Here is a 24996-nt window from a genome sequence, read left to right on the forward strand (position 1 = left end):
GGACAATGGTCGAGGATATAACCAAGTCGACAGGTTGGTTTTTGGTGAAGGTATTGAACTGGCTGACATCAGTTTGCGCAAAGAAGGCTCCAATATGGTTGTGGTGGTGGCCGATGCAAACAATGGTGAGGACAGTCAGATAGTGATCCAAGGCGCATTAGCAAATTCAGCCTACCGTATTGAGGAAATGGTATTCCATACAGGTTTGACAGTTACAGGTGATTGGATAGAGAATTTAGCGCGAGAGAAGTTGGGACAGGAATCTCATTTTGAGCTACTGACACAGTCGATAGCTTCATTTGGTAATGATGAAGACTCTAGTAATGTTGTAAATACAAAACTAATTGCTGAGATTGTAGCAATTGATTCTTCAATGTAGAGAGTATTTTGCAGGGCAGTTACGTCAGCTGCCCTTCACTAATTCTTCTAAATAAGGAACCAAGTTGCGGTTCCAAGGAATGCGAAGATACCTACGATGTCGGTAACTGTGGTCAGCACTACATTACCGGCGAGCGCCGGGTCGATATTCATTCTCTTCAGAATTAAGGGAATAACCGCACCAGCAATACCCGCAGCGAGGAGGTTCATAAACATCGCAAAGGCGATCACTAAACCGATTGTTAAATCCCATTTCCAAAGCGCGATGGCGCTACCGATAAGCAAGGCCCACAGCACCCCATTCAAGGCCCCGATGGCCAGCTCTTTGGTCAGTATAAATTTCTGGTTGGTGGCGTTAATATGGCCAAGTGCGAGGCCTCGAATAACCAAGGTCAGCGTTTGCGAGCCGGCCACGCCCCCCATTGACGGCACAATACCATTGAGCACGGCTAAAAATGGCAAGATACCCAAGGTGGTTTCGAAAAAGCTCGCCACAAATGCGGCCAGCATAGCGGTCAATAAATTTACTCCAAGCCAAACGGAGCGCCGCTGAGTACTTTTAAATACCGGTGCAAAGGTATCTTCTTCATCATCTAGACCGGCTAAGCTCAGTAAACTGTGTTCAGCGTCTTCACGGATAACATCGACGATATCATCAATGGTAATACGCCCAAGTAAGTGCGCTTGATCGTCGACCACAGGGGCCGAAATCCAGTTGTGACGCTCGAACAGCTGTGCCACTTCAGACTCATCCATGGTGATTGGAATAGACTCACACTCTTCATCCATGATGTCGCGCACGATGGCATCTGGCATGGTGGTTAGCAAAGAGCTCAATGGCATTGAGCCTAAAAAGCAGTTATTTTTATCGACTACGTAGAGCTCATCGGTGCCTTCAGGTAACTCGCCTTTGAGGCGTAAGTAGCGCAAGACCACATCAACAGAGACATCGGGACGGATAGTCACTGTATCGGTATTCATCAGCGCCCCAGCTGAGCGCTCTTGGTAAGACAGAGCCGTAGTTGCACGGTCTCTATCTTGAATATCCATCGCCTCAATAACGTCTTTATAAACGGGCTCTGGTAAGCTTCGTAATACTTCCCCTAAGTCATCATCGTCCATGTCCTCTGTCGCTGCGGCGATATGCTCAGGCTCCATGCGTGAGATAATGCTCAGGCGTACATCTTCAGAGAGCTCTTCAAGTACATCACCTTGGACATCAGGGTCGACGAGCGCCCATAGTTTAGAACGTGTCTTATGGGGCGATGATTCTAATAATAATGCGGTATCACAGGGCGCAGTTTTGGCGAGAAGCCTGCGTACATGAACAAACTGGCCGCTATTAAGAGCTTCGGTGACTTCTTGAAGTTGTTGCAGCGGGTAATCTTGTTCATAGGCTTCTGGCATAGGCATCCCTTAAATACAAAAAATGGGGTGGGAAATAGCGTGCAAGCAAGCGCTTACAAGCCGTTGATTAGTTTAACCTAACTAAATCAATGATAGCAAAAGTAAATGCCTAAGGGTTATTCTTGTTCGTGGAACTTTTCTGCAATGAGCGCCCCGATAGCTGCTAACGCGGCATCGGCATCAGGGCCTTCACACTGCACGCGCACTTCCTTACCTTTGCCGCTCTCAAGGAGCAGTAAAGCCAAGACACTGTCGGCCTGTGCGCTCTTATCACCTTGATATAGCGTTATTTGGGCATCAAAATTCATCGCCAGTTGCGCCAATTGTGAGGCTGCACGAGCATGTAGGCCTAACTTGTTTTGAATAATAAAAGTACCTTCAACCATCACTATTTTTCCTGCTCTCGATGGCGAATTTTCACATTCGGATAGGTATCTAAAAAGCGCTCTCCCAAGGTTTGGGCAAGGTACACTGAGCGGTGTTGACCCCCTGTACAGCCAATAGCAATGGTCAAATAACTACGGTTATTACGCTCTAAGTGCGGTAACCAAGTTTGTACAAAAGTTTGGATCTGCCAAGTGAACTTTTGCACGATTGAGTGACTGGCTAAATAGTCTTGAACGGGTTGGTCTAACCCTGTGAGCGCCTTTAGTTCAGGTTCCCAGTGGGGGTTGGGGAGAAACCGCACATCAAACACATAATCAGCATTCTTTGGAATGCCATGTTTAAACCCAAAAGACTCAAAGGTGATCAGTAATTGCTTGTCTTTTTTACCCAGCACTTTTTCACGGATCATCTCCGCCAACTGGTGAACGCTGAGCTCAGTTGTATCAATAATAAAGTCGGCGTGGGAGATGAGTACATCAAGAAGCTGCTTCTCTTCACGAATAGCGACATCCAACGTCATATTTTGCATTGATAAGGGGTGTAGCCGACGAGTTTCAGAGAAACGCTTAATCAACGTTTGTTCGTCACTATCAAGGTAAAACAGCGAAGGCTTAGCAAACTCAGGCAGATAAGCGAGAATGTCGTTAAATTCATGCTGCTCTTTGGGCAAATTGCGCACGTCGATACTGACGGCAATTTTGTCATAATTTGCCGAAACACTGCGCGCCAAAGAGGGGAGTAAAATAACCGGGATGTTATCTACGCAATAGTACCCAAGGTCTTCGAGCACCCGTAACGCGACTGATTTTCCAGAACCCGAGCGACCACTGACAATGATAAGTTCCATCCGACAACTCCTTGTTTTACCCCAAGACGCACATTTAAACGACACCATGAATCAATACGGCGCGCATTAGTCGGCGATCAATTGATAAAGCTCTTGATCGCTGCTGGCTGAACGCAGTTGTTTACACAGTTGTTTGTCTTTTAGTTTATCAGCAATTGTCGCTAAGGTCTTCAGGTGTTGTTCAGTCTCATTGGCCGGCACTAAAAGTGCGACAAAGATATCCACCGGACGGTTATCAATGGCATCAAAGTTAATGGCTTCGCGATTAGTTACAACAATGGCAATGGTACTGTCGATACTATCGAGACGGCCATGCGGAATAGCAACGCCTTTACCTATACCGGTACTGCCCAGCTTTTCGCGGGTCAGCAAAGCATCAAGTACCGATTGCTCGCTGAGGTGAGGACTGTGCTGATGTGCCACCTGAGAGAGGTATTCCAGCATTCTTTTTTTGCTATTAAAAAGGACCGCAGCTTTGCTGCAGTCCTTGCTAAAGAGTGAATCTAGGTTCATGTTAGTGACGAGATAATTTCTCTTTATGTTTAATCACTTGACGATCGAGCTTATCAATTAAGCCGTCGATCGCCGCATACATATCCTGGTGCTCTGCGGTTGCGAACAGTTCACCACCGTTAACGTGAAGAGTAGCTTCTGCTTTTTGTGTTAGTTTTTCAATATCAAGAATGACATGCACATTATTTATATGGTCAAAGTGACGCTCTAATTTTGCAAATTTGCTATTCACATAGTTGCGAAGAGAATCAGTGATTTCTACGTGACGACCGGTAAGATTTAGTTGCATAAGCATTTTCCTTCTTGTCTAACGTCTATATCAAACTTTTACGCTGATTTGACGGTGGAATGGCTAGCGATTCACGATATTTAGCTATCGTGCGCCGAGCCACTTTAATTCCTTGCTCGGCTAGTACGTCGGCAATCTTGCTATCACTCAACGGCTTAGCAGGATTCTCCGCAGCTACTAGCTTTTTGATCAATGCTCGAATCGCTGTGGACGAGCATTCACCTCCGTTTTCGGTTGTAACATGGCTGGAGAAAAAGTACTTCAGCTCAAAAATACCCCGTGGTGTATGCATATACTTTTGGGTGGTCACACGGGAAATCGTTGACTCATGCATTTCCACCATTTCGGCAACGTCATTAAGCACCATTGGCTTCATTGCCTCTTCACCATGTTCAAAGAATGCCTGTTGTTGTTGAACAATGCAATTAGTTACTTTAAGTAGCGTATCATTGCGTTGTTCCAAGCTCTTTATAAACCATTTCGCTTCTTGTAAATGCGAGCGAATAAATTGACTATCACTTTGCGACTTACAGCTTCGCGACATTGATGCATAGTGATCGTTAACGCGGATCTTAGGCATACTATCTGGGTTTAATTCAACCACCCAGCGGCCTTTAACTTTCTTCACTGATACATCTGGAATCACATACTCTGACTGCTCTCGCACAATCGTGGCTGCAGGAGTCGGATTTAAACTGTGTATCAGTGTCATCACCTCTTTTAACTGCGCTTCTTTAAGCTTAGTCTTTTTCATCAAGGTGCGATAGTCACGACTACCAAGCAAATCAATATAGTTAAAAACTACCTCTTTGGTCTCTTCAAGCCAAGGGGTTTGTGGGTCAAATTGCTTGAGCTGGATCAACAAGCACTCTTGTAAAGAACGCGCACCAATTCCTACAGGATCAAAGAGTTGGATACGCTTAAGAACGGCTTCAATTTCATCGAGCTCGATACCATCGTCTTGTTCATCATGATTCAAGCTTTCCAGCAGTTCTTCACAACTGACCGTTAAAATGCCGTTGTCATTGATGGCTTCAATGATGGCTGTGGCGATGGCCTCGTCGGTGGCACTAAAAGGTGTTAATTGCAGCTGCCACATTAAATAATCGTGTAACGACTCGGTGGTTTCGCCTTGGTAGATAGACTCATCTTCTGGCATAGGCCCAGAGGAGGCAACGGGAGCCGCACTAATATACTCATCCCAAGACACATCCATGGGCAAGTCTTCACTGATGGACTCGTTGTTCATGGCATCAGCACTTTCAACTTCATCCTTACTGGCGCTGGCCGTCTCGGCGGTGTCGTTATTTTGGTTGTCGGACGTCGACTCTTTTTGCTCTTGGTTGTCGTTATTGTCGGCGTAATTGTCTTCTTCAACTTCAAGTAAAGGGTTGGCGTCCAACGCCTCTTGAATTTCTTGTTGGAGATCCAAAGTACTGAGCTGCAACAGGCGAATCGCTTGCTGCAATTGTGGGGTCATTGTTAATTGCTGGCCTAGGCGCAGCTGTAATGATTGCCTCATGTATCTCTAACAATCCTTTAATCGTTATAATCTAAACTGCTCACCCAAATAGACGTCGCGAACCGTTTGATCGGCAAGAACTTGCTCTGGAGTGCCAGAAGCAATGAGCTCGCCATGGGAAACAATGTATGCGGTTTCACATACGTCTAGGGTCTCTCGCACGTTGTGGTCGGTGATTAATACACCAATGCCACGATTGCGCAGATGCTCTATGATTTTCTTTATATCTAACACTGAAATAGGGTCGACACCAGCAAAAGGTTCATCCAACAAGATAAACTTGGGGTTTGCCGCCAATGCTCGCGCTATTTCTACCCGGCGACGTTCGCCACCAGATAACGCCATTCCTTGTGAGTCTCGAATGTGCTGTATATTAAACTCATCAAGCAGGCCCTCAAGCTCGCTTTCACGCTCTGCTTTGCTTAAGCCCTTGCGGGTTTCTAGGATGGCCATCAAATTTTGAAAAACTGTCAGCTTTCGAAAAATAGATGATTCCTGCGGTAAATAACCAATACCTAAGCGCGCACGAGAGTGCATCGGCATTAAGGTGATATCCTCATCATCAATACTGATGGTGCCTTTATCACTGGGTACCAAGCCAACTATCATGTAAAAAGTAGTTGTCTTACCGGCTCCATTAGGGCCGAGCAAGCCGACGATACTACCTGCTTGCACTTCTAAGCCCACACTTTTGACGACCTCCCGGCCTTTATAGCTTTTCGCTAATTTTTGTGCTTTAAGAGTCGCCATTATTGCTCTTTCTCCGGCGTATCGTCACTTTGTGGTGTTAATGTTGTGCGCACTCGTGTGCTGGAGTTTTCATCCTTTTCGGCGGTGATCAGCTGTTTGGCAATATCATAGCTTATGGTTTCGGCAACGATATGCTGGTCGGCCATGGCAATCTTAGCATCACCTTGAATTTTAAGGGTCTCAGAGGCGACGTCATAACGAATTTCCAGCGCCTGTGCAGAAATCTCAGTGCCATCTTCCATCACTTCGGTGTACACAGCTGGTGAGCCGGTGGCTACGAGCAATTGCTTGTTATCACCCAATTCTGGACGACGGTGAGCCTCAAGGCGGTCAGCTTTTATTTCCCGTTTGCCGTGAACAATATGCACGTTCTTATCAAAAATAGTGATATTTTCTTTGATCAGTGCTTGTTGTTTGTCGGCATCAATTAACACTTCCTTGGCGGTGATTTGCTCAGCAGTAGCGCTGGCAGAGCATAAGCCAATTGCGATGGATGTAATTAATGCACTGATTTTATTGGTCATAATATATTGTTCGCGTATGTTCTGTTAATTCAACTATCTCTGTATTGAGGTCTGCTTTCAAGCCTTGCCCGGTGATCTTCATATTCGGGCCACTTAATACTACAGCCTGCTCGGACTCCATGCGCTGGCTATCTATATCAACTTGGATGGCCTCAGCGCTGACCTTCTCAATCATCGCCCCTTCTTTTAAGTTGGTGGCGGTGACGTTATTTTCCAAGATCAAAATGTTGTTGTTGTATAAAGTCGCTTCATCGGCGTTTACCTGCCAATTTTCTGTTTCACCATATAAGGTAAATACTGGCTTGGTGAAATGCGTAAACCCGAGCTCTTGATACAGCTCCATTTCCTCAGCATAAACGGTGTGGCTTAACTCACCCTGATCGTTATAACTAGTCTGACTTAGCCCAGTTGCGATATAGTCGGGTGTGGCAATATGGTCTTGCTGAGCGACACCATCATCTGTCGACTTCATAAAATAAGGGTACCAAAGCCACGCCATCGCGACGATAAATAGCAGTGATATGAGCGCTCTCGCTGCGTTCATGTGCTACTTCCCTGTGTTCCCAGGCTATGTCCTTGGGCCAGCATCAGCAAATCTGTGAGCTCACGCACAGCACCAAAACCGCCCGGTAGCAAGGTACTGTAATGGGCTATTCGCTTAACCAGTGGGTGAGCGTCATTAACCGCTACGGCGAACCCGGCTTGCTCCATCACCGGTAAATCAGGGCCATCATCACCAATGTAGGCTATTTGCTCATCGCTTAGGTTTAATGTGCGTTTTAACTGTGCATAGGCTTCGAGCTTATTCTCTTTACCTTGATAAATGTGGGGGACACCCAAACTTTGCATTCGCGTTTGTACTATCTGTGATTGTCGCCCGGTGATAACAGCAACTTCAACACCCGCATTGAGCAACGCTTTAATGCCGAACCCGTCTTTGGTATTAAAGGCCTTTAATTCCTCGCCTTGATTGCCTAAATAGATACGGCCATCTGAAAACACGCCATCAATATCGCAAATTAACAATCGAGTGCGCTGTGCACGTTGCCATGCGTCTTCGTCTATGGCTTGGTATAACTCTGAAAACAACACTAAATCACCCCCGCGCGCAATAAGTCTTGCGTATTCAGCGCGCCAATGGGACGTTGCTCGTGATCGGTCACAATGAGTCCATTGATGCGCTTTTGCTCCATAATTTTCAGTGCTTCCGCCGCCAGCATATGAGCATCGGCTGTGGTGCAGTTTGGAGTCATTACCTCAATCAGCGCGGTGTTGTGAATATCCACTCGCTGCTCCAATACACGGCGTAAATCGCCATCGGTAAATAGCCCTACCAGTCGCTCATTATCATCGACAACAGCGGTCATGCCTAAGCCTTTGCTTGAGATTTCTAACAAGGCTTCTTTAATACTTTGTGATTGGTGACTGCGTGGCACGTCATCGCCGCTATGCATAACATCATTCAAGGTCAGTAATAAACGTTTACCTAAGCTACCGCCGGGGTGGGAGAGGGCAAAGTCATCGGCGGTAAAGCCTTTGGCTTCTAATAAAGCAACAGCGAGTGCATCGCCCATTGCCAAGGTTGCTGTCGTGCTTGCGGTGGGGGCTAAACCCAGCGGGCAGGCTTCTTGCGATACTTTAATACATATATGGGCATCAGCTAAGGTGGCCATACTTGATTGAGGATTGCCGGTCATGGCAATCATGGGCGCGCCAATACGTTTAATTACCGGAATAATGCTCACAATTTCGTGCGTTTCGCCAGAGTTAGAAATGAGCATAACGATGTCATTTTCAGTGATCATGCCTAAATCACCATGGCTGGCCTCACCTGGGTGCACGAAAAACGCTGGAGTGCCGGTACTTGCAAGGGTCGCGGCAATTTTATTACCAACATGTCCTGATTTACCCATGCCAATAACGATGACTCGGCCGCTACAAGCCATGATCATCTCGCACGCTTGAATAAATTGTGCGTCTAAATACTGATGTAACTCCTGCAAAGCGGTTTGTTCTATTTCTAAAACCCGTTGTGCGGTGGCAATAAAGCTTTGGCTCATACTATTACTCTAGGCTAACTGACTAAAAATATATCCTTGGTAGGCAAAAAATGCGACTAGTAAAAAGCCGCCCTCGATTCTGTTGATACGCCGCGCGCCACGAAAGTTCAAACTCATGGCAATAAGCACCACCGTTGCCGCAATCATAATTAATGCATCACGGTTAGCGGCGGAGGGGTCGATAACCGATGGGTTTAAAATACCGGCGATGGATAGGACAGCGAGAATATTAAATAGATTCGAGCCGACAATGTTGCCCAGTGCTAAGTCGTCTTCATTTTTCAGCACCCCAGCCACACAAGCAGCAAGTTCCGGTAAACTAGTGCCAATGGCAATGATGGTAAGCCCAATGACTAAATCAGAAAGGCCAAAATACTGGGCTATGTCCACTGCTGAGTCGACAATAAAATGCGAACTGATGGGCAGCATCGCCATCCCGATAATCAACCAAATCAGTGCGGACTTGTTGCTCACCCCACTGGGTATTTCATCACAGACTTCACTCACTAAGGGATCGTCATCATTACTTTTTTGATTGCGTGAAATAACAATCAAAAAAACGATAAAGGTGACAAAACCGCACGCCAATAACCACCCCTCGAGCTGAGAGAAATAATTATCGGTAAACATATACCATGCAATCAGTGACACCACGAGCACAATGGGCATTTCGCGCTTTAGTGTAATGGAGGACACTGAAAGTGGGCGTAGCAAAGCAGTAATACCTAACACCAAGAGAATATTGGTAATGTTTGAACCAACAGCGTTGCCGACAGCGGTATCGGTTTTATCTGCCAGTGCAGCAGAAGCTGATACCATCATCTCTGGTGCCGACGACCCCATTGCGACCACAGTCAAACCGATGATTAGGGCTGGCACCCCTAAGTTGCGTGCCAGCGCAGCTGCGCCATAAACAAAACGATCCGCACTCCATACTAGGGCGACAAAACCAGCGACTAGAATGGCGAAAGAGGTGAGCATGATTAATGAGCCATTGATGTAAGTGAAACCTTGGCGCAGATAGTAACAAACTGGGCTGTGTTTGTGTAAGAAAACCGTGTGTTTAGGTGTTCCACTGAGCAGGAATTTGAACGGGCTTACAAAAATTTACAGAATCTTTTTTCCCTCAGCGTAAAAAAACTTTAAAATACGAGGTCTAATGATAGAAATGAGCGGGAGAGCGACTTGTCGCAACCAATAGTAGAAATCAAGGATGTTACCTTCTCGCGCGGAGAGCGTGTTATCTATCAAAATATGGACTTTACCATTCCGAAAGGGAAGATCACTGCTGTTATGGGCCCAAGTGGTATAGGTAAAACCACTTTGCTCAGGCTGATTGGTGGGCAATTAAAGCCCGATTCGGGCGATATTTTATTTCAAGGCAATAGCATTCCAAGCATGTCACGTTCGGCGCTTTATCAAGCGCGAACAAAAATGAGCATGCTGTTTCAAAGTGGTGCGCTGTTTACCGATATGTCGGTGTATGACAATATCGCCTTTCCTCTTAGAGAGCACACTGAACTCAGTGAGGAGTTAATTCGCTTGGTGGTGTTAATGAAACTACAAGCGGTTGGCTTACGTGGCGCAAAAGATTTAATGCCTGCTGAGTTGTCCGGGGGGATGGCACGCCGCGCTGCTTTGGCTCGCGCGATAGCCCTAGACCCTGAGTTTATCATGTATGATGAGCCTTTCGCCGGACAAGACCCCATCTCAATGGGCGTGTTAGTGCGGCTAATTAAATCACTCAACGAAGTGTTGGGGTTGTCTTCTTTGATTGTTACCCACGATGTGCAAGAGGTGTTGAGTATCGCCGACCACGTGATTATTCTCGCCGACAAAGGGGTGATTGGCAGTGGCAGCCCGGCACAAATGCGCGAACATGAATCGCCCTTAGTGCGGCAGTTTCTGCAAGGGCTGTCCGATGGGCCAGTTCCTTTTCACTTTGATGCTGAGCCTTATGAACAGGAGTTGTTGTCATGATGCAGTCGCTGCTTAATTTGTGGCAACGCCTTGGACATAAAAGTCTAAGCCGTTTCGCGTCGATGGGGCGCGCTACACAGATGTTGCTGGGTGCCTTAATTAGTGTTCCTAATGTGCGCAAAGGCACGCCCTTACTAATTCGACAGCTGTATATGGTGGGTTTTCAGTCACTAATTATTATTTTGGTGTCAGGGCTGTTTATTGGCATGGTCTTAGCTCTGCAAGGCTATACCGTATTAGTTGATTACGGCGCAGAAGATAGCTTGGGGCCACTGGTTGCTTTGAGCCTATTACGCGAACTAGGGCCGGTGGTGACGGCGCTGTTATTTGCTGGTCGCGCTGGCAGCGCGTTAACCGCCGAAATTGGTTTAATGAAAGCCACCGAGCAGTTAACGAGTTTAGAAATGATGGCTGTAGACCCGCTAAAGCGCGTCATTTCACCACGCTTTTGGGCCGGCATGATTAGTATGCCGCTGCTTGCGCTGATCTTCTCTGCTATTGCCATCATCGGCGCACATTTAGTGGGCGTAGATTGGCTTGGCGTAGATAGAGGCAGCTTCTGGTCTATTATGCAAGCGCAAGTGTCGTTCGAAAAAGACGTTCTCAACGGCCTGATTAAAAGCTTTGTCTTCGCCTTGTTGGTAACCTGGATAGCCCTATACAAAGGCTATGACTGTATCCCGACCTCTGAGGGGATCAGTAAAGCGACCACAGAAACCGTTGTGCATTCATCATTAGCCGTTCTTGGCTTCGATTTTATTTTGACCGCCGTAATGTTTGGCGGCTAAAGGATTAACACCATGAATTCGAGAAAAATTGAAATTTTAGTCGGCTTCTTTGTCACTCTTGGTGTGGCGGCGCTGGCAATTCTGGCTTTAAAGGTCGCCAATGCGGGATTAGCTGGTAGTAATGGCACTTATTCATTGCAGGCTAAGTTTGAAAATATAGGATCATTGAAAACACGCGCTCCGATTAAAGTCGGTGGCGTTGTGGTTGGCCGTGTTGAGGGCATTCAAGTGCACCCCAGTGAATTTGTTCCTGTGGTTGAAATGGCCATCGACAACCAATATGAGTGTAAGTTTTCCGATGCCACATCGGTATCGATATTAACCTCGGGCATACTCGGTGAGCAGTATTTGGGTATTTCCCCGGTCATAGCGAGTGACTCGGCACAGCAAAATTGTTTAGGCAATGAAGTGGCGCAGGCACAAAGCGAGGATGAGCTTTCGATAGATGCCGTATTTGGCGTACAAACGAAAGCGCTCAAGGATGGCGATATGATCACTGACACCAAATCAGCCTTGGTTTTAGAAGAGCTTATCGGCCAGTTTTTATTTAATCAAAGTAGCGAGTAATGATTATGCGTAAGCTGTTCATTGTTTTAACTGCCGTACTCTTGGCCGCCACTTCTAGCTTACAGGCACAAGAGGTGGATTTAAGTGAACCTTATAAAATGGTGCGTCAGGTTGCTGATAACACCTTTAAGCGTGTTGAGCGCGATCAACAGAAAATTCAAGCCGATAAAGAATACCTAAAGGTCATTGTCGAAGAAGAGCTGTTGCCCTATATCGACTATAAGTATGCGTCTTATCGTATGCTCGCAAGCTATATTCAAAAAGCGCGCAGTATCGAAGACCCCGAAGAGAAGAAGCAGGCGATAGCCCATATAAAGCGCTTTATTGATGTCTTCAAAAACTACTTGGTAACCACCTATGCTGGGGTGTTTACGCAGTACACGAACCAAAAGGTCGAGTTTGCTGCGCCTCGTGATGTTGGTGATGCGAATGTGGTTGTGGTAAAGACAACCATTAAGGACCCAGGCAAACCAGACATTGATATTGGCTTCAAAGTGCGTAAGGATAACGACAACCAATGGCGTGCTTATGACATGATCGCCGAAGGCATCAGTTTGCTTGATGCCAAGCAAAGCGAAATACACGGTATTTTGCGCCAAGAAGGTATTGAGCACGTGATTGATTTACTAGATAAGAAAAGCCAGTTACCTGTGCAATTTCGAGGTGATGGTGTCGATGAGTAAGCTGTCGCTGAAGCAAATTAAGCCACAGCACTTTGCCATTGCCGGTGAGTTAACTCGCCACAGCGTTGCCGATAAACGCTTAAGTGAGCAGCTTGTGCAAGGCCAAGAGCAAGTGGAAATCGATTTGAGCGAAGTGACGCGAGTCGATACTGCAGGCTTAGCGTGGCTTATTCAGGCATCGTCGCAACTGCAACGCCAAGGGCGCCAGTTACAACTAAACCATATACCTGAGCAGTTGCATAAACTTATGCAGTTGGGACAGGTCGAAAGTATTTTTGAGTGAGAGTGATGCAAAGCAGTCAAGTAGAAGCTTTATTAAAACAAGAGCTAGGTCTTGAAGAGATAATCGTAAAAGTAGAAGGGACCCATTACCAAGTAATTGCCGTGGGTGACTGCTTCGATGGGCTCACACCAGTGAAAAAGCAACAGCTTGTTTATAAACCACTGATGGAAAAAATCTCAGACGGCACCATTCATGCGGTTTCTATTCGCGCTTTTACGCCAGAGCAATGGCAACGCGAACGTAAGTTTATCCTTCCGCAGTAATTAGGAATCAGCATGGACCATTTTATTATTCAAGGCGGCACACCGCTGAGCGGTGAGCTCACCATTTCTGGTGCTAAAAATGCAGCATTGCCAATTTTATTCGCAGCGCTGCTGGCTGATTCACAAAGCACGTTTAGCAATGTTCCTAAGCTGCGGGATATCAATACCACCGAAGCGCTGTTGAAAGAATTAGGCGCAGGAGTTCGTTGGCAAGACGAGCAATTACTGATCGATGGTGGTTCTGTCGATAAGGTGCTTGCTCCTTACGACTTAGTAAAGCAAATGCGCGCATCGGTGTTGGCCTTAGGCCCCTTACTTGCGCGCTTTGGCCAAGCTCAAGTTTCTCTGCCCGGTGGCTGTGCCATTGGGGCACGACCTGTGGATATTCATATTCAAGGTATGCGCCGTATGGGAGCAACCATTGAGGTTGAAAATGGGTACATTAACGCCCATGTCGAAGGTCGGCTGCAAGGTGCGGAAATCTTTATGGATACCGTCAGTGTGGGCGCAACCGAAAACCTGTTGATGGCGGCAACCTTAGCACAAGGTAAGACGGTACTCGAAAACGCGGCGCGTGAGCCGGAGATTAGCGATTTAGCCAAGTACTTGAATAACATGGGCGCTAAAATCAGCGGAGCAGGAACCAGTCGCATCGAAGTGCAAGGCGTAGAGCGTTTGCAAGGGTGTGAACATGCGATTTTACCGGATCGTATAGAAACCGGAACATTCCTAGTTGCAGCAGCCATGGCAAAAGGCGACGTGTTATGCAAAAACACTGACTATCATAGCCTTGAGCCAGTTATTGAAAAACTGCGTGAGGCGAATGCACTTGTTGAAGTGACCGACAACAGCATTTACTTAGATATGCGTGGTCGTGAGCTCAAAGCTGTGAATATTAAAACCGCACCTCACCCAGGGTTTCCTACGGATATGCAAGCGCAGTTTACGGCGCTAAATGTGGTTGCTAATGGCAGCGCCACAATCACGGAAACTATTTTTGAAAACCGGTTTATGCATGTACCTGAACTTCAGCGCATGGGAGCCAATATTCGCCTTGAAGGGAATACTGCAATTTGTGGCGACAGTCCTAAATTGACTGGCGCACGGGTTATGGCGACCGACTTGCGGGCCTCTGCAAGTTTGATCTTAACCGGGATCATTGCCAGTGGTGAAACCCGTGTTGACCGCATTTATCATGTTGATCGTGGTTATGAGCATATTGAAGACAAACTCAGCGCGCTTGGTGCCAATATTAAACGTGTGAGTGAGTAGTCTCGCTATTGACTTGGTAATAGAAAAAGGCCGCTGATAGCGGCCTTTTTAGATGGTAATGTGGGTGTGTTCGATTATAACCGGGTTTCTAGTTCAGCGACGGTGACCGTCAAGGTGTGTGGCTCACCATCACGATAGAGTTCTACCTCAAGTTCAGTCCCCGGTTCGGTGTTGGCGATGCGCTCCAGTGTTTGTTGGATATTACTCACCGAATGCCCGCCCATGCTGACGACAATATCGCCTTCTTTGATACCAGCTCGCCACGCCGGCCCGAGTGGGTCCATTTTATTGATACGCATACCGGCGATGGCCATATGGTTATTAGTGACTTCCCGACCTTGCTGATCGACAGCGGTTACATCCATGCCCATGTAGCCACGCACAACCCGACCATAGCGAATAAGCTTATCCATAACATCCTTAGCGAGAGAGTAGGGAACAGCAAAGAAGATCCCTTGAATATCGAGGTTCGCTCGGGTTTTAAACTGTGCTGAGGTAATGCCAACCAAGTCGCCATGAGAATTCACTAAGGCACCGCCTGAGTTACCGACATTTATCGCGGCATCCATTTGTAGCAGGCTACTGTGGGAGCTGTCGGTTACTCGTTGCTTTCCGGTGGCACTAATAATCCCCTGAGTAATGGTTTGCCCTAAGTTAAGGGGGTTACCAATAGCCAGCACCACATCGCCAACCTGAGGTTTGAAGTCATTATCAACCGGGATAGCTGGCAGATTCTCCCCCGCTACTTTCAATAATGCTAAATCAGTAACGGTATCAAACCCTACTAACTGCACCTCACTAAAACGGCGTCCATCAGCAAGAATGACCTCGACTAAATCAGCATTATTAATGACATGGTAGTTAGTCAAAATGTAGCCGTCTGGACTCATTAGTACGCCTGATCCAAGTTCAGATACGGTGTTCTGCCTTTGCATGTAACGTGGCTGAGTCGAGATGCGCTCAGAATACACTGTGACCACTGCGGGCGCAGCACGGCGTACCGCTTTGGCGTAGCTCATATGTGAGCCAGTAAAGCCATCAGCGGAGAGAATGGGGAGCAAAGCATCACGCAAAGACGGAGTGGCGAGCACAATAATAAAGGCGATACCCAGACCACTTAATAGCGGCAGCAAGGCGAACTTAATCTTTTTCAGCACGAGATAATAATTATTATTTATTTATAAGCTTAGGCAATGATGGCACATAAACGACAACAGCGGCAAGGGCGCCGCTGTTGAATGTTGTTAAAGCACAGCAGGGGTTACTGAATAGGCGCGAAGAAGGTGCTATTGCCACGGCGTACTACCAGCACAATATTACCTTGAATATCTTTGATTAGATTAGCAAGTTCACGCACGGTTTCTACCCGCTCACGGTTGACCTGAGTAATAATGTCTCCCTCTTCCAAGCCCAGTCGGGCAGCAACGGAACGGGGGTCTACCGAATTGATAATAACCCCTTTGATACCGTTACGTTTGCCGGACTCAAGCTCTGCACCGGCTAAGGCGCGATGAATTTCGGCGGCTTCCTCTGTAACATTGTCGGCTGCGGCTAAGGTCACGTCTAACTCGATTTCTTCATCATCACGGAAAATACCGATTTCCACTTCCTTGCCCTCGCCTAGGGTAGCAATTTTGCCGGCTAATTCAGCAAAGCTCTTAATGTCGTCACCGTTGACGCTGATGATAACGTCGCCGGCTTTGATGCCTGCTTTCTCGGCAGCTGAGTCTTCAACGACGCGCTCAACCATTGCACCTTGTTTAACATCGAGATCCAAGGCCTCGGCATAACCCGCATCTAATGTGCGCCCGGAAACACCCAATGAACCACGGCGCACTTGTCCGTACTCAACAATCTGATCGACTAAGTTTTTCATCATATTAGAGGGGATGGCAAAACCGATACCAACGTTACCACCGGAAGCACCTAAAATAGCAGTGTTAATACCGATTAGTTCACCTTTGAGGTTAACTAGCGCTCCCCCTGAGTTACCTTGGTTGATAGCCGCATCGGTTTGAATAAAGTCCTCATAGCCTTCGATATTCAGCCCACTACGCCCTAGGGCACTGACGATACCTGAAGTGACTGTGTGGCTTAAACCAAATGGGTTACCGATAGCGACAGAAAAGTCACCAACACGGAGCTTGTCAGAGTCAGCGAGTTTGACTTCAGTAAGGTCTTCGCCATCGACTTGTAACAGCGCGATATCTGATTCTTTATCAGCGCCGACGAGCGTCGCTTCGAATTCACGACCATCTTCTAAGGTCACCACCATTTCCTCGGCATCGGCGATAACATGGTTATTCGTCACTACATATCCTTCATCGGCGTCGATGATGACACCGGAGCCTAGGCCACTAAATGGACGCTTTTGTGAACGAGGTTGGGGGCGCCCAAAGAAGAAGTCAAACGGATCGACACGGCGACGCACTTCTTTTGAGCCGGATACACGAATACTCACTACGCCAGGAGTGACGCGTTCGAGCATAGGTGCAAGCGTAGGTAACTGCTGTCCATCTACCGCGACGGGCAGCTTGGCATGAGAGATATTAGGTTGAGCAAGTAAAGTGGCCGATAAAATAGCGGCACTGATGATTGATAACTTCATTTTCATAGTCTGGGCAAACTCCACAATACAGGGGCTGCATGGCAGCCCGATACCTATAAAGCTATTTCCTATACAGACTATGGGGTCGTTAATTTAGTTCCTCAAGAGATAAATAACTGCCTATTTATCAGGCAGGTTGCTTATCGTTAGATTTTTGCTCACCACTAAATAACCCTGATTCGCCGCTGGCATAATCGGTTGGCTGACTGTCGTGCACGCTGCGAGTAGGCTGGCGCTCGGGACGCTGATTTAAAGACGCATGCAGTTGCTCAGTGGTTTCTTTTGAGAAGAAAGGCTGGCTTAAATCAACATCTTGCTTTGCAGTTAATAAGTGGTCGCTTTGCTGTACATGGTTAACTAACTGTTCGTAGTTTTCTTTGAGCTTAGCGATCAATTTATTGGTGTTATCTAAATGATCAGCGACATCTTGACGGTAACGCTCAAGGTCATTTTGCGCTTGTTGCGCTTGCTCTTCTAATTCGCCCTGTTTGAAGCGGCGTTTAGTCATCCAGCTGCCAACAAAAAAGCTGCATGCAGCAACAATAATTACGATACCTAGCCAAGTAGTGGTATACATAAATTTCCCCTTTTGAAAACTTTACTGAGTCAAATATACGCTTTGTTGTCAGCCGTGTTAAGATAGCGCGAAAATTAATCCCTAGTATTGCTCCTATCACCATGACACCTTGGCAAAAATATCAACAAGATTTACAGCGCGATGACTTCCTCCATGATGAAGCACAAGAAAACGCGGTGCGTCACCTGCAACGCCTGTATGATGACATTGTTGCTCAGCCTGAAAAGCCGCGCGGTTTTTTCTCTAAGCTGTTTGCCAAGGATAGCACGAAGGCCATCAAAGGGCTTTACTTTTGGGGAGGAGTAGGGCGTGGTAAGACCTATCTGGTCGATACCTTTTACGAGGCTCTACCGACTGAGCGTAAAATGCGGGTGCATTTTCACCGGTTTATGCACCGCGTGCATCAGGAGCTAAAGCAATTACAAGATGTTAAAAACCCGCTGTTGGTGGTGGCCGATAAGCTCAAAGCCGAAACCGACATCATCTGCTTTGATGAGTTCTTTGTTCAGGATATCACTGACGCCATGCTATTAGGTGGCCTGATGGAAGCGCTGTTTGCGCGAGGGATTGTATTAGTTGCGACGTCTAATATTGTGCCTGATGAGCTGTATAAAAATGGTTTGCAGCGGGCACGTTTCCTGCCCGCAATTGAGTTGGTAAAGGCTAATACCGAGATAGTGAATGTCGATTCCGGCGTTGATTATCGCTTACGTACCCTTGAGCAAGCGGAAATTTTTCACAGTCCGCTTGATGAGCAAGCGGATCAAAACCTATTTGCTTATTTCGAGCAACTATCACCCGAGCCGGGCAGAGCAAACGAGGCCATTGAAATTGAAGGGCGGATGATTCAAACACGCATGGTCAGTGACTGTATTGTGATGTTTGATTTTGCCGAACTGTGTGAAAGTGCGCGCTCGCAAGTGGATTATATGGAAATCTCCCGCCTTTATAACACCGTGTTACTCGCTAATGTGAAACAAATGGGGCAACACAATGATGACGCTGCGCGTCGTTTTATTGCGTTAGTCGATGAGTTTTATGAGCGTAATGTGACGCTGATTATCTCCGCACAAGCGCCCATTGAAGCGCTCTATACTCAAGGGAACTTAAACTTTGAGTTCAAACGCTGTGTCAGCCGACTGCAAGAGATGCAATCACGCGAATATCTGGAGCGCCCTCATTTAGCCTAGTCGGTTCGTTTTTACAGCCCCTATCACTGCATAAAAAATCAGCGCGGCGGTAGCCAAGGGATTTTCAAACTGCTATACTCCCGCGCCTGCCACGTTGCGTTCTATCACTGTATTTAGCTTAGCCACTATTTACAGTATCAAGTCTTAAACTCGAAGGGGTTAAAGCATTAGTAGAGCGGCAGTTAATAAACTGCCTGTGGTTTTAAAATTGAAAACATTGGATTTTTAGAATGAAAACGTTTGTTGCTAAACCAGAATCAGTAAAACGTGACTGGTACGTAGTTGACGCCGAAGGTAAAACTTTAGGTCGCATCGCTACTGAAATCGCTCGTCGTCTTCGCGGTAAGCATAAAGCAGAGTACACTCCACACGTTGACACTGGTGACTACATCATCGTAATCAACGCTGACAAAGTTACTGTAACTGGTAACAAAGCTCAGAACAAAATGTACTATGCGCACACTGGTTACCCAGGTGGCCTGAAGTCTACTAACTTTGAGAAACTTCAAGCTAGCAAGCCTGAGATGATCATTGAAAAAGCGGTTAAAGGCATGTTGCCACGTGGTCCTCTAGGCCGTGCAATGTTCCGTAAGCTTAAAGTTTACGCAGGTACTGAGCACAATCACGCTGCACAGCAGCCTCAGGTTCTAGACATTTAAGGAGCACAGTCATGGCAAATCAATACTACGGTACAGGTCGTCGTAAAAGTTCAAGTGCTCGCGTATTCCTACGCCCAGGCACTGGCAACATCGTAATTAATCAACGTTCTATCGAAGAATACTTCAGTCGTGAAACGTCTCGCATGGTTGTTCGTCAGCCATTAGAGCTTGTTGAAATGACTGAAAAGTTTGACCTATACATCACTGTTGAAGGTGGTGGTTCTACAGGTCAAGCTGGTGCAATCCGTCACGGTATTACCCGTGCGCTTATGGAGTTTGACGAGTCACTTCGTTCAGACCTTCGTAAAGCTGGCTTTGTTACTCGCGATGCTCGTAAAGTTGAGCGTAAGAAAGTGGGTCTTAAGAAAGCACGTAAGAACACTCAATTCTCGAAGCGTTAATTTTTTACGTATCCAGAATTTCAAAACCCGGCTTTGCTTTGGCAAACCGGGTTTTTTACTTTAGGCAATGATAAAGTGTCATCTCCCCCGTTACTGCCTTAAAGTTTGATATTTTTCTATTATTTCCCTCATTTAATGCCCATCGCGCCACTATTTTTGATAAAATTTTGCTACAATTGCGTGGCAAATAAACCGATGAAGTGATTTTTAATACTTTGCTGAACCGATATTGATCTTTGTCACCGTCACCAGCAAGTAACCGCGATATGATCGTTCACGCTGATCTATGCCGTAAAAAGTTGCATGGCAATAATGGCGGTGTTTATTGGCGGTGAGACAATGAATAACCTTGTTTTAATCAAGGCTTTTATTTATGATCGCTTCTATTTTGTAACTTCAAAAATTAACCTGCTGTAACTGATGTTCTCAATATAGCAAGTGTTGAGAATCATAGTGGAGATAAGTGGATGAGCAATGCGCCTGTAGACAACAGCCGACGCCGCTTTTTAACCATAGCTACCTCTGTTGTAGGTGGTGTTGGTGCGGTTGGAGCTGCTGTTCCTTTTATCGCGTCTTGGAACCCAAGTGAGAGAGCTAAATCTGCGGGTGCTCCCGTAGAAGTTGATATCTCGAAGATTGAGCCAGGACAACTAATCCGTGTTGAGTGGCGAGGCAAACCTGTATGGGTTATCTCGCGTACGCCTGACATGTTAAAACAACTTAAAGAGCACGAAGATCAGCTGCGTGATCCTCAATCTGAGGAACCACAACAGCCTGAATTTGCTAAGAACCCAATGCGTTCTCGCAAAGACGATATCTTTGTCGCTGTGGGTATCTGTACTCACTTAGGTTGCTCTCCTAGCTTCTTACAAGGTGGCTTTGGCGAGAAAGTGGAAGGTACTGATGATGGTTTCTTCTGTCCATGTCACGGTTCTAAGTTTGATATGGCAGGTCGAGTATTCCAATCGGTTCCCGCTCCACTGAACCTTGAGATCCCTCCTTATTACTTCATTGATGACACCACGATTTTGGTCGGTGGTGAAAAAGGCGAAGGGGCAGCATAATGTTTGGTAATATTATCAATTGGATTGATGAACGTATTCCCATGACTCGCGTCTGGAATATGCACATCGCACAATATCCAGCACCGAAAAACTTTAACTTCTGGTACTTCTTTGGCTCATTGGCCATGCTCGTGCTAGTAAACCAAATCGTCACGGGCATTTGGTTGACCATGAACTTTGTACCTTCTGCTGAAGGTGCTTTTGCTTCCGTTGAATATATCATGCGTGATGTTGAATACGGCTGGCTACTGCGTTATCTCCACTCTACAGGGGCTTCTGCCTTCTTCGTGGTGGTTTATTTGCACATGTTCCGTGGCATGATCTACGGTTCATATCAAAAACCGCGTGAGCTATTGTGGTTGTTTGGTATGTTTATCTTCCTAGCATTAATGGCTGAAGCCTTCATGGGTTACTTATTACCATGGGGTCAGATGTCATTCTGGGGTGCTCAAGTTATTATCTCACTGTTTGGTGCGATTCCGGTTATTGGTGATGATCTAACACTGTGGATCCGTGGTGACTATGTTATCTCTGGTGCCACGTTGAACCGTTTCTTTGCATTGCACGTTATCGCGCTGCCATTAGTGCTCGTTATTCTCGTGTTCTTACACATTGTTGCGCTGCACGAAGTGGGCTCAAACAACCCTGACGGTATCGATATTAAACGTAAAAAAGGCACTGTTGCGGAAGAAGACAAAGCGAAATTCAAATTCCACGAGTACTACACCGATAAGAAAGATATTGTCGATGCAATACCGTTCCACCCTTACTACACAGTGAAAGACATTGTTGGTGTGGTTGGCTTCTTGATTATTTTCTCTTACATCGTGTTCTTTACGCCAGAGATGGGCGGCTTCTTCTTGGAAGCACCAAACTTTGAAGCAGCGAACCCGCTGAAAACGCCTGAGCATATTTTCCCGGTATGGTACTTCACGCCGTTCTACGCAATCCTGCGTGCAATTCCAGATAAACTACTGGGTGTTGTGGCTATGGGCGCGTCTATTGTGGTGTTAGCTTTACTACCTTGGATTGACCGTGGTCGCGTACGCTCTATTCGCTATCGTTGTGGTTTCCACAAATTGAATATTGCGCAGTTCGTTGTGACCTTTGTTATTCTTGGTTGGGTTGGTGCAACACCTCAAACTGATTTCAAAACAATTCTGTCGCAGATTTGTACGGTGACCTATTTCATGTTCTTTGTGTTACTGTTCTTCTACAGTAAAAACGAGAAAACCAAGCCATTGCCAGAGAGGTTGACGAAATGATGAAGAAACTAGTTATCGGTTTATTCGCATTGCTGCCTACTTTGTCGATGGCAGCAGGTCCTTCGATGCCGCTGCAAGACGCGAACATTGACCTAAAGGACCAGGCATCATTACAGCGTGGTGCTAAGTTGTTCATGAACTACTGCCTTGGTTGTCACCAAATGCAGTATCAGCGCTACCAGCGTACCTTCCGCGATATCGGTATTCCTACTGAAATCGGCGAAGAGACGCTTATTTTTGATGGTTCAAAAGTAGGTAGCCATATTAAAAATGCGATGGGTGAAGAAGATGCAGCGAAATGGTTTGGTGCGGCTCCGCCGGATTTAACCTTAATCGCACGTGTTAAGTCACCTGACTACATCTATACGTACTTAAAGTCGTTTTATAAAGATGAGTCGCGTCCTTTTGGTGTGAACAATGTAGTGTTCCCATCAGTAGGTATGCCGCACGTGTTGCAAGAGTTGCAAGGTCTACCAACGCCAATTTACCAAGAAGTTGAGCAAAATGGTAAAACAGTACAAAAAGTAGTGGGTACTGAGACCGATGGGACCGGGGAAATGAGTGTCGATGAATACGACCAAGCTGCCCGCGACCTAGCAAACTTCATGGCGTATGTAGGTGAGCCTTCGCGCTTAGATTCAGAGGCGCTGGGTATTAAGGTCATCGGCTTTTTGGTGATTCTGTTTATCCTCGCTTTCTTTTTGAAGAAAGAATACTGGCGAGATGTTCATTAATTAGAATATTCAACCAGTTAACTCAATAGGGGCAACATGCCCCTATTGCCGTTTAAAGTCATTGCTCAAATTTTGGGCCATGACGCAAAAGTATTTTGTACTTTGTGATTTTTTGATGGAGGTAGGCATGGCCGTTGCTGCCAATAAACGCCCTGTAATGACGCTGTTTTCCGGTGCTAATTGTATGTACAGCCACCAAGTTCGTATTGTCTTGGCGGAAAAAGGAGTTAGCGTGGATATCCACTTGGCGGAGAAGGATAACTTGCCAGAAGCGTTACACGAGATTAACCCATATGGCACTGTACCCACTCTGATTGATCGTGAACTTGGTTTATACCAAGCGAACATCATTATGGAATATCTGGATGAGCGTTTTCCACATCCTCCATTAATGCCTGTTTACCCAGTCATGCGTGGTCGTAGTCGCTTGATGATGCACCGTATCGAAACAGACTGGTACTCACTGGCAGCGAAAATTTATGCCGGTGGCAGTGATGCTGAACAAGCGCGTAAAGAATTGACCGAAGCATTACTTGCTGTGGCTCCTATCTTTAACGAAGCGCCTTATTTTATGAGCGAAGAGTTTAGTCTTGTTGATTGTTACCTTGCGCCACTATTATGGCGTTTACCTGAACTAGGCATTAGCTTAGAAGGTGCTGGTAGCAAAGAGCTAAAAGAATACATGATTCGTTTGTTTGAGCGTGAGTCATTCCAAGCATCACTAACCGAAGCCGAACGTGAGATTCGTCTATAATGACGCCTAACAGACCTTATCTGCTACGCGCCTTTTACGATTGGATTGTTGACAACCAGTGCACACCGCACTTGGTTGTTAACGCCGATTTTCCCAACGTGCAAGTGCCTACTCAGTTTGTTCAAGATGGACAAATTGTGTTGAATATAAGCCCAAGCGCGGTTACTCAGTTCTCAATGGACAACGCTCTGCTGACATTTAATGCTCGATTCGGCGGTCAGCCGATGCAGGTCTATGTGCCAATGGGCGCTGTGTTAGCGATATATGCACGGGAAAACGGTGAAGGGACGGTGTTTACTCAGGATGAAACCTACGAAGAGCAAGAACGCTCAGGTGTAACGCCTTCACAGCCACAGTCTGAAGAGTTGCCTGAACCGCAGCCTGGACTGGAGGCCATTGACAATCCAAACCCACAAGCTAGCCGTGAAACCAGTCAGGAAGACAAGAGTAAGGGCAAAAAAGGCAGTCACTTAAAAGTGATCAAATAGCCTAGCTACATCTTTGGCTAAAACAGCTCACTCTCGGTGAAGGGCATCTACACTACTTCCCGAGGGCTGTTTCCGTGACCGACCGCCTACTGTAATTATTTACTGTATTATGCTTGAAAACAGGCATAAATTACTGAGATAATCTCCCCCTTGATTTTGGGGCCAGTCGCGAGGCGGGGTTTTTAATTCAAATTTTAGAGTTCGTTTGTACTAAAAAATATGGCTGAGAAACGTAATATATTTCTAGTAGGCCCAATGGGGGCCGGCAAGAGCACAATTGGTCGTCACATCGCAGATCAACTACACCTTGAGTTTTATGACTCAGATAACGAAATTGAGCGCCGCACTGGTGCTGATATTGCGTGGGTGTTCGATATTGAGGGCGAAGAAGGTTTTCGTCGTCGCGAAGAGACTGTGATCACTGATTTAACCGAGCTTCAAGGTATTGTACTTGCAACGGGTGGTGGCTCTGTAGTCAGTAAAGAAGTACGCAACAAACTGTCTGCACGTGGTATCGTAGTGTACCTAGAAACCCCAATCGAAAAGCAAGTGGCTCGCACCCAGCGCGACAAACGTCGTCCGCTACTGCAAACTAAAGAAGATCCACAAGACGTGTTAGAGCGTCTAGCTGAGGAGCGTAACCCGCTCTATCAAGAAGTGGCTGACTTCACGGTTCGCACCGACGAGCAAAGCGCCAAAGTGGTCGCTAACCAAATCATTGAGAAGCTTGATTTCTAAATAAA

The 24996-nt window shown here is 46.5% G+C and carries 32 protein-coding genes; 17 read left to right on the forward strand and 15 right to left on the reverse strand.

The window, feature by feature from the left end:
- Positions 1-379: hypothetical protein (locus tag MHM93_RS03175; protein WP_239448014.1), on the forward strand; the 379-nt coding region annotated here is incomplete at its 5' end.
- 47 nt (positions 380-426) lie between these two features.
- Here MHM93_RS03175 and mgtE read toward each other — a convergent pair.
- The 12 genes from mgtE to MHM93_RS03235 all read right to left on the reverse strand — a co-directional run bounded on the left by mgtE (position 427) and on the right by MHM93_RS03235 (position 9658).
- On the reverse strand, positions 427-1785 hold the full coding sequence (gene mgtE, locus MHM93_RS03180) for a magnesium transporter (RefSeq protein WP_022945546.1): 1359 nt from the start codon (positions 1783-1785) through the stop codon (positions 427-429).
- A gap of 116 nt (positions 1786-1901) precedes the next feature.
- A complete protein-coding gene (locus tag MHM93_RS03185) occupies positions 1902-2174 on the reverse strand; it encodes an HPr family phosphocarrier protein (protein WP_165381105.1) in 273 nt (90 codons plus the stop codon).
- Entirely contained in the window at positions 2174-3019 is an 846-nt protein-coding gene (rapZ, locus tag MHM93_RS03190; protein WP_239448016.1) for an RNase adapter RapZ, read from the reverse strand. The genes MHM93_RS03185 and rapZ overlap by 1 nt, the downstream gene beginning before the upstream one ends.
- A 66-nt stretch (positions 3020-3085) precedes the next feature.
- A complete protein-coding gene (ptsN, locus tag MHM93_RS03195; protein ID WP_239448018.1) occupies positions 3086-3532 on the reverse strand; it encodes a PTS IIA-like nitrogen regulatory protein PtsN in 447 nt (148 codons plus the stop codon).
- A gap of 1 nt (position 3533) precedes the next feature.
- On the reverse strand, positions 3534-3821 hold the full coding sequence (gene hpf, locus MHM93_RS03200) for a ribosome hibernation promoting factor (RefSeq protein ID WP_022945550.1): 288 nt from the start codon (positions 3819-3821) through the stop codon (positions 3534-3536).
- A gap of 25 nt (positions 3822-3846) precedes the next feature.
- Positions 3847-5343, reverse strand: a complete 1497-nt coding sequence (locus MHM93_RS03205; RefSeq protein ID WP_239448020.1) for an RNA polymerase factor sigma-54 — start codon at positions 5341-5343, stop codon at positions 3847-3849.
- 24 nt (positions 5344-5367) lie between these two features.
- Positions 5368-6093: an LPS export ABC transporter ATP-binding protein gene (gene lptB / locus MHM93_RS03210; protein WP_022945552.1), complete on the reverse strand. Its 726-nt coding sequence runs from the start codon at positions 6091-6093 to the stop codon at positions 5368-5370.
- Positions 6093-6617 (reverse strand): lipopolysaccharide transport periplasmic protein LptA, encoded by a 525-nt coding sequence (gene lptA, locus MHM93_RS03215; RefSeq protein WP_022945553.1) that lies wholly within the window; start codon positions 6615-6617, stop codon positions 6093-6095. Before lptA ends, lptB begins: the two co-directional genes overlap by 1 nt.
- Positions 6607-7161, reverse strand: a complete 555-nt coding sequence (gene lptC, locus MHM93_RS03220) for an LPS export ABC transporter periplasmic protein LptC (RefSeq protein WP_022945554.1) — start codon at positions 7159-7161, stop codon at positions 6607-6609. Before lptC ends, lptA begins: the two co-directional genes overlap by 11 nt.
- Positions 7158-7709, reverse strand: coding sequence for a 3-deoxy-manno-octulosonate-8-phosphatase KdsC (gene kdsC / locus MHM93_RS03225; RefSeq protein WP_239448022.1), 552 nt, complete (start codon positions 7707-7709; stop codon positions 7158-7160). Before kdsC ends, lptC begins: the two co-directional genes overlap by 4 nt.
- A complete protein-coding gene (locus MHM93_RS03230; protein ID WP_022945556.1) occupies positions 7709-8677 on the reverse strand; it encodes a KpsF/GutQ family sugar-phosphate isomerase in 969 nt (322 codons plus the stop codon). The genes kdsC and MHM93_RS03230 overlap by 1 nt, the downstream gene beginning before the upstream one ends.
- 9 nt (positions 8678-8686) lie before the next feature.
- A complete protein-coding gene (locus tag MHM93_RS03235; protein ID WP_239448024.1) occupies positions 8687-9658 on the reverse strand; it encodes a calcium/sodium antiporter in 972 nt (323 codons plus the stop codon).
- 204 nt (positions 9659-9862) lie between these two features.
- Here MHM93_RS03235 and MHM93_RS03240 point away from each other — a divergent pair, with 204 nt between their 5' ends.
- From MHM93_RS03240 to murA, 7 genes are read left to right on the forward strand one after another with little or no spacing between them, the layout of a single operon-like run.
- Positions 9863-10657, forward strand: a complete 795-nt coding sequence (locus MHM93_RS03240; protein ID WP_239448026.1) for an ATP-binding cassette domain-containing protein — start codon at positions 9863-9865, stop codon at positions 10655-10657.
- Positions 10658-10665: 8 nt separating this feature from the next.
- The gene (gene mlaE, locus MHM93_RS03245; protein ID WP_026111194.1) at positions 10666-11445 is read left to right on the forward strand and encodes a lipid asymmetry maintenance ABC transporter permease subunit MlaE; all 780 of its coding nucleotides are present in this window, start codon (positions 10666-10668) and stop codon (positions 11443-11445) included.
- Between the two features lie 12 nt (positions 11446-11457).
- Positions 11458-12012 carry an outer membrane lipid asymmetry maintenance protein MlaD gene (mlaD, locus tag MHM93_RS03250; RefSeq protein WP_239448028.1) on the forward strand — a complete coding sequence of 185 codons (555 nt, stop codon included), beginning with the start codon at positions 11458-11460 and terminating at the stop codon, positions 12010-12012.
- A gap of 5 nt (positions 12013-12017) precedes the next feature.
- Positions 12018-12695, forward strand: a complete 678-nt coding sequence (locus tag MHM93_RS03255; RefSeq protein ID WP_151173507.1) for an ABC transporter substrate-binding protein — start codon at positions 12018-12020, stop codon at positions 12693-12695.
- The gene (locus MHM93_RS03260; protein ID WP_239448029.1) at positions 12688-12978 is read left to right on the forward strand and encodes an STAS domain-containing protein; all 291 of its coding nucleotides are present in this window, start codon (positions 12688-12690) and stop codon (positions 12976-12978) included. The genes MHM93_RS03255 and MHM93_RS03260 overlap by 8 nt, the downstream gene beginning before the upstream one ends.
- Before the next feature lie 5 nt (positions 12979-12983).
- On the forward strand, positions 12984-13241 hold the full coding sequence (locus tag MHM93_RS03265) for a BolA family protein (RefSeq protein ID WP_026111196.1): 258 nt from the start codon (positions 12984-12986) through the stop codon (positions 13239-13241).
- 12 nt (positions 13242-13253) lie between these two features.
- Positions 13254-14513: a UDP-N-acetylglucosamine 1-carboxyvinyltransferase gene (murA, locus tag MHM93_RS03270; RefSeq protein ID WP_022945564.1), complete on the forward strand. Its 1260-nt coding sequence runs from the start codon at positions 13254-13256 to the stop codon at positions 14511-14513.
- A gap of 74 nt (positions 14514-14587) precedes the next feature.
- On the opposite strand, the gene MHM93_RS03275 is transcribed toward murA, so the two are convergent.
- The 3 genes from MHM93_RS03275 to MHM93_RS03285 all read right to left on the reverse strand — a co-directional run bounded on the left by MHM93_RS03275 (position 14588) and on the right by MHM93_RS03285 (position 17698).
- The gene (locus MHM93_RS03275; RefSeq protein WP_022945565.1) at positions 14588-15670 is read right to left on the reverse strand and encodes a trypsin-like peptidase domain-containing protein; all 1083 of its coding nucleotides are present in this window, start codon (positions 15668-15670) and stop codon (positions 14588-14590) included.
- Between the two features lie 104 nt (positions 15671-15774).
- Positions 15775-17127, reverse strand: a complete 1353-nt coding sequence (locus MHM93_RS03280; protein WP_239448031.1) for a DegQ family serine endoprotease — start codon at positions 17125-17127, stop codon at positions 15775-15777.
- 121 nt (positions 17128-17248) lie between these two features.
- Positions 17249-17698, reverse strand: coding sequence for a YhcB family protein (locus MHM93_RS03285; RefSeq protein ID WP_045979162.1), 450 nt, complete (start codon positions 17696-17698; stop codon positions 17249-17251).
- 101 nt (positions 17699-17799) lie between these two features.
- Here MHM93_RS03285 and zapE point away from each other — a divergent pair, with 101 nt between their 5' ends.
- The 9 genes from zapE to aroK all read left to right on the forward strand — a co-directional run bounded on the left by zapE (position 17800) and on the right by aroK (position 24991).
- The gene (gene zapE, locus MHM93_RS03290) at positions 17800-18888 is read left to right on the forward strand and encodes a cell division protein ZapE (RefSeq protein WP_130147171.1); all 1089 of its coding nucleotides are present in this window, start codon (positions 17800-17802) and stop codon (positions 18886-18888) included.
- A 230-nt stretch (positions 18889-19118) separates the two neighbouring features.
- Entirely contained in the window at positions 19119-19547 is a 429-nt protein-coding gene (rplM, locus tag MHM93_RS03295) for a 50S ribosomal protein L13 (protein ID WP_022945569.1), read from the forward strand.
- 11 nt (positions 19548-19558) lie between these two features.
- Positions 19559-19948, forward strand: coding sequence for a 30S ribosomal protein S9 (gene rpsI, locus MHM93_RS03300; protein WP_022945570.1), 390 nt, complete (start codon positions 19559-19561; stop codon positions 19946-19948).
- 467 nt (positions 19949-20415) lie between these two features.
- The gene (gene petA, locus MHM93_RS03305; protein WP_022945572.1) at positions 20416-21012 is read left to right on the forward strand and encodes a ubiquinol-cytochrome c reductase iron-sulfur subunit; all 597 of its coding nucleotides are present in this window, start codon (positions 20416-20418) and stop codon (positions 21010-21012) included.
- Positions 21012-22277 carry a cytochrome b N-terminal domain-containing protein gene (locus MHM93_RS03310; protein WP_045979164.1) on the forward strand — a complete coding sequence of 422 codons (1266 nt, stop codon included), beginning with the start codon at positions 21012-21014 and terminating at the stop codon, positions 22275-22277. The genes petA and MHM93_RS03310 overlap by 1 nt, the downstream gene beginning before the upstream one ends.
- On the forward strand, positions 22274-23011 hold the full coding sequence (locus tag MHM93_RS03315) for a cytochrome c1 (RefSeq protein WP_239448033.1): 738 nt from the start codon (positions 22274-22276) through the stop codon (positions 23009-23011). The genes MHM93_RS03310 and MHM93_RS03315 overlap by 4 nt, the downstream gene beginning before the upstream one ends.
- 127 nt (positions 23012-23138) lie before the next feature.
- Entirely contained in the window at positions 23139-23765 is a 627-nt protein-coding gene (gene sspA, locus MHM93_RS03320) for a stringent starvation protein SspA (RefSeq protein ID WP_022945575.1), read from the forward strand.
- Positions 23765-24253: a ClpXP protease specificity-enhancing factor gene (locus MHM93_RS03325; protein ID WP_022945576.1), complete on the forward strand. Its 489-nt coding sequence runs from the start codon at positions 23765-23767 to the stop codon at positions 24251-24253. Before sspA ends, MHM93_RS03325 begins: the two co-directional genes overlap by 1 nt.
- Positions 24254-24472: 219 nt before the next feature.
- The gene (gene aroK, locus MHM93_RS03330) at positions 24473-24991 is read left to right on the forward strand and encodes a shikimate kinase AroK (RefSeq protein WP_022945577.1); all 519 of its coding nucleotides are present in this window, start codon (positions 24473-24475) and stop codon (positions 24989-24991) included.
- The last annotated feature ends 5 nt before the right edge of the window (positions 24992-24996 follow it).

Origin of the sequence: Pseudoalteromonas sp. MM17-2 (genome assembly GCF_022347945.1) — a bacterium.
GTDB lineage: Bacteria > Pseudomonadota > Gammaproteobacteria > Enterobacterales > Alteromonadaceae > Pseudoalteromonas > Pseudoalteromonas ruthenica.

Excerpts from the sequence above, each read along its gene's own strand:
- MHM93_RS03310 (WP_045979164.1), top strand. The coding sequence starts at position 21,012 with ATGTTTGGTAATATTATCAATTGGATTGATGAACGTATTCCCATGACT.
- murA (WP_022945564.1), top strand. The coding sequence starts at position 13,254 with ATGGACCATTTTATTATTCAAGGCGGCACACCGCTGAGCGGTGAGCTC.
- rpsI (WP_022945570.1), top strand. The coding sequence starts at position 19,559 with ATGGCAAATCAATACTACGGTACAGGTCGTCGTAAAAGTTCAAGTGCT.
- MHM93_RS03265 (WP_026111196.1), top strand. The coding sequence starts at position 12,984 with ATGCAAAGCAGTCAAGTAGAAGCTTTATTAAAACAAGAGCTAGGTCTT.
- hpf (WP_022945550.1), bottom strand. The coding sequence starts at position 3,821 with ATGCAACTAAATCTTACCGGTCGTCACGTAGAAATCACTGATTCTCTT.
- MHM93_RS03235 (WP_239448024.1), bottom strand. The coding sequence starts at position 9,658 with ATGCTCACCTCTTTCGCCATTCTAGTCGCTGGTTTTGTCGCCCTAGTA.
- MHM93_RS03260 (WP_239448029.1), top strand. The coding sequence starts at position 12,688 with ATGAGTAAGCTGTCGCTGAAGCAAATTAAGCCACAGCACTTTGCCATT.
- mlaD (WP_239448028.1), top strand. The coding sequence starts at position 11,458 with ATGAATTCGAGAAAAATTGAAATTTTAGTCGGCTTCTTTGTCACTCTT.
- MHM93_RS03280 (WP_239448031.1), bottom strand. The coding sequence starts at position 17,127 with ATGAAAATGAAGTTATCAATCATCAGTGCCGCTATTTTATCGGCCACT.
- MHM93_RS03205 (WP_239448020.1), bottom strand. The coding sequence starts at position 5,343 with ATGAGGCAATCATTACAGCTGCGCCTAGGCCAGCAATTAACAATGACC.
- MHM93_RS03325 (WP_022945576.1), top strand. The coding sequence starts at position 23,765 with ATGACGCCTAACAGACCTTATCTGCTACGCGCCTTTTACGATTGGATT.
- zapE (WP_130147171.1), top strand. The coding sequence starts at position 17,800 with ATGACACCTTGGCAAAAATATCAACAAGATTTACAGCGCGATGACTTC.
- sspA (WP_022945575.1), top strand. The coding sequence starts at position 23,139 with ATGGCCGTTGCTGCCAATAAACGCCCTGTAATGACGCTGTTTTCCGGT.
- aroK (WP_022945577.1), top strand. The coding sequence starts at position 24,473 with ATGGCTGAGAAACGTAATATATTTCTAGTAGGCCCAATGGGGGCCGGC.
- MHM93_RS03315 (WP_239448033.1), top strand. The coding sequence starts at position 22,274 with ATGATGAAGAAACTAGTTATCGGTTTATTCGCATTGCTGCCTACTTTG.
- ptsN (WP_239448018.1), bottom strand. The coding sequence starts at position 3,532 with ATGAACCTAGATTCACTCTTTAGCAAGGACTGCAGCAAAGCTGCGGTC.
- mgtE (WP_022945546.1), bottom strand. The coding sequence starts at position 1,785 with ATGCCAGAAGCCTATGAACAAGATTACCCGCTGCAACAACTTCAAGAA.
- lptB (WP_022945552.1), bottom strand. The coding sequence starts at position 6,093 with ATGGCGACTCTTAAAGCACAAAAATTAGCGAAAAGCTATAAAGGCCGG.
- MHM93_RS03230 (WP_022945556.1), bottom strand. The coding sequence starts at position 8,677 with ATGAGCCAAAGCTTTATTGCCACCGCACAACGGGTTTTAGAAATAGAA.
- rplM (WP_022945569.1), top strand. The coding sequence starts at position 19,119 with ATGAAAACGTTTGTTGCTAAACCAGAATCAGTAAAACGTGACTGGTAC.
- lptA (WP_022945553.1), bottom strand. The coding sequence starts at position 6,617 with ATGACCAATAAAATCAGTGCATTAATTACATCCATCGCAATTGGCTTA.
- MHM93_RS03285 (WP_045979162.1), bottom strand. The coding sequence starts at position 17,698 with ATGTATACCACTACTTGGCTAGGTATCGTAATTATTGTTGCTGCATGC.
- lptC (WP_022945554.1), bottom strand. The coding sequence starts at position 7,161 with ATGAACGCAGCGAGAGCGCTCATATCACTGCTATTTATCGTCGCGATG.
- MHM93_RS03255 (WP_151173507.1), top strand. The coding sequence starts at position 12,018 with ATGCGTAAGCTGTTCATTGTTTTAACTGCCGTACTCTTGGCCGCCACT.
- rapZ (WP_239448016.1), bottom strand. The coding sequence starts at position 3,019 with ATGGAACTTATCATTGTCAGTGGTCGCTCGGGTTCTGGAAAATCAGTC.
- petA (WP_022945572.1), top strand. The coding sequence starts at position 20,416 with ATGAGCAATGCGCCTGTAGACAACAGCCGACGCCGCTTTTTAACCATA.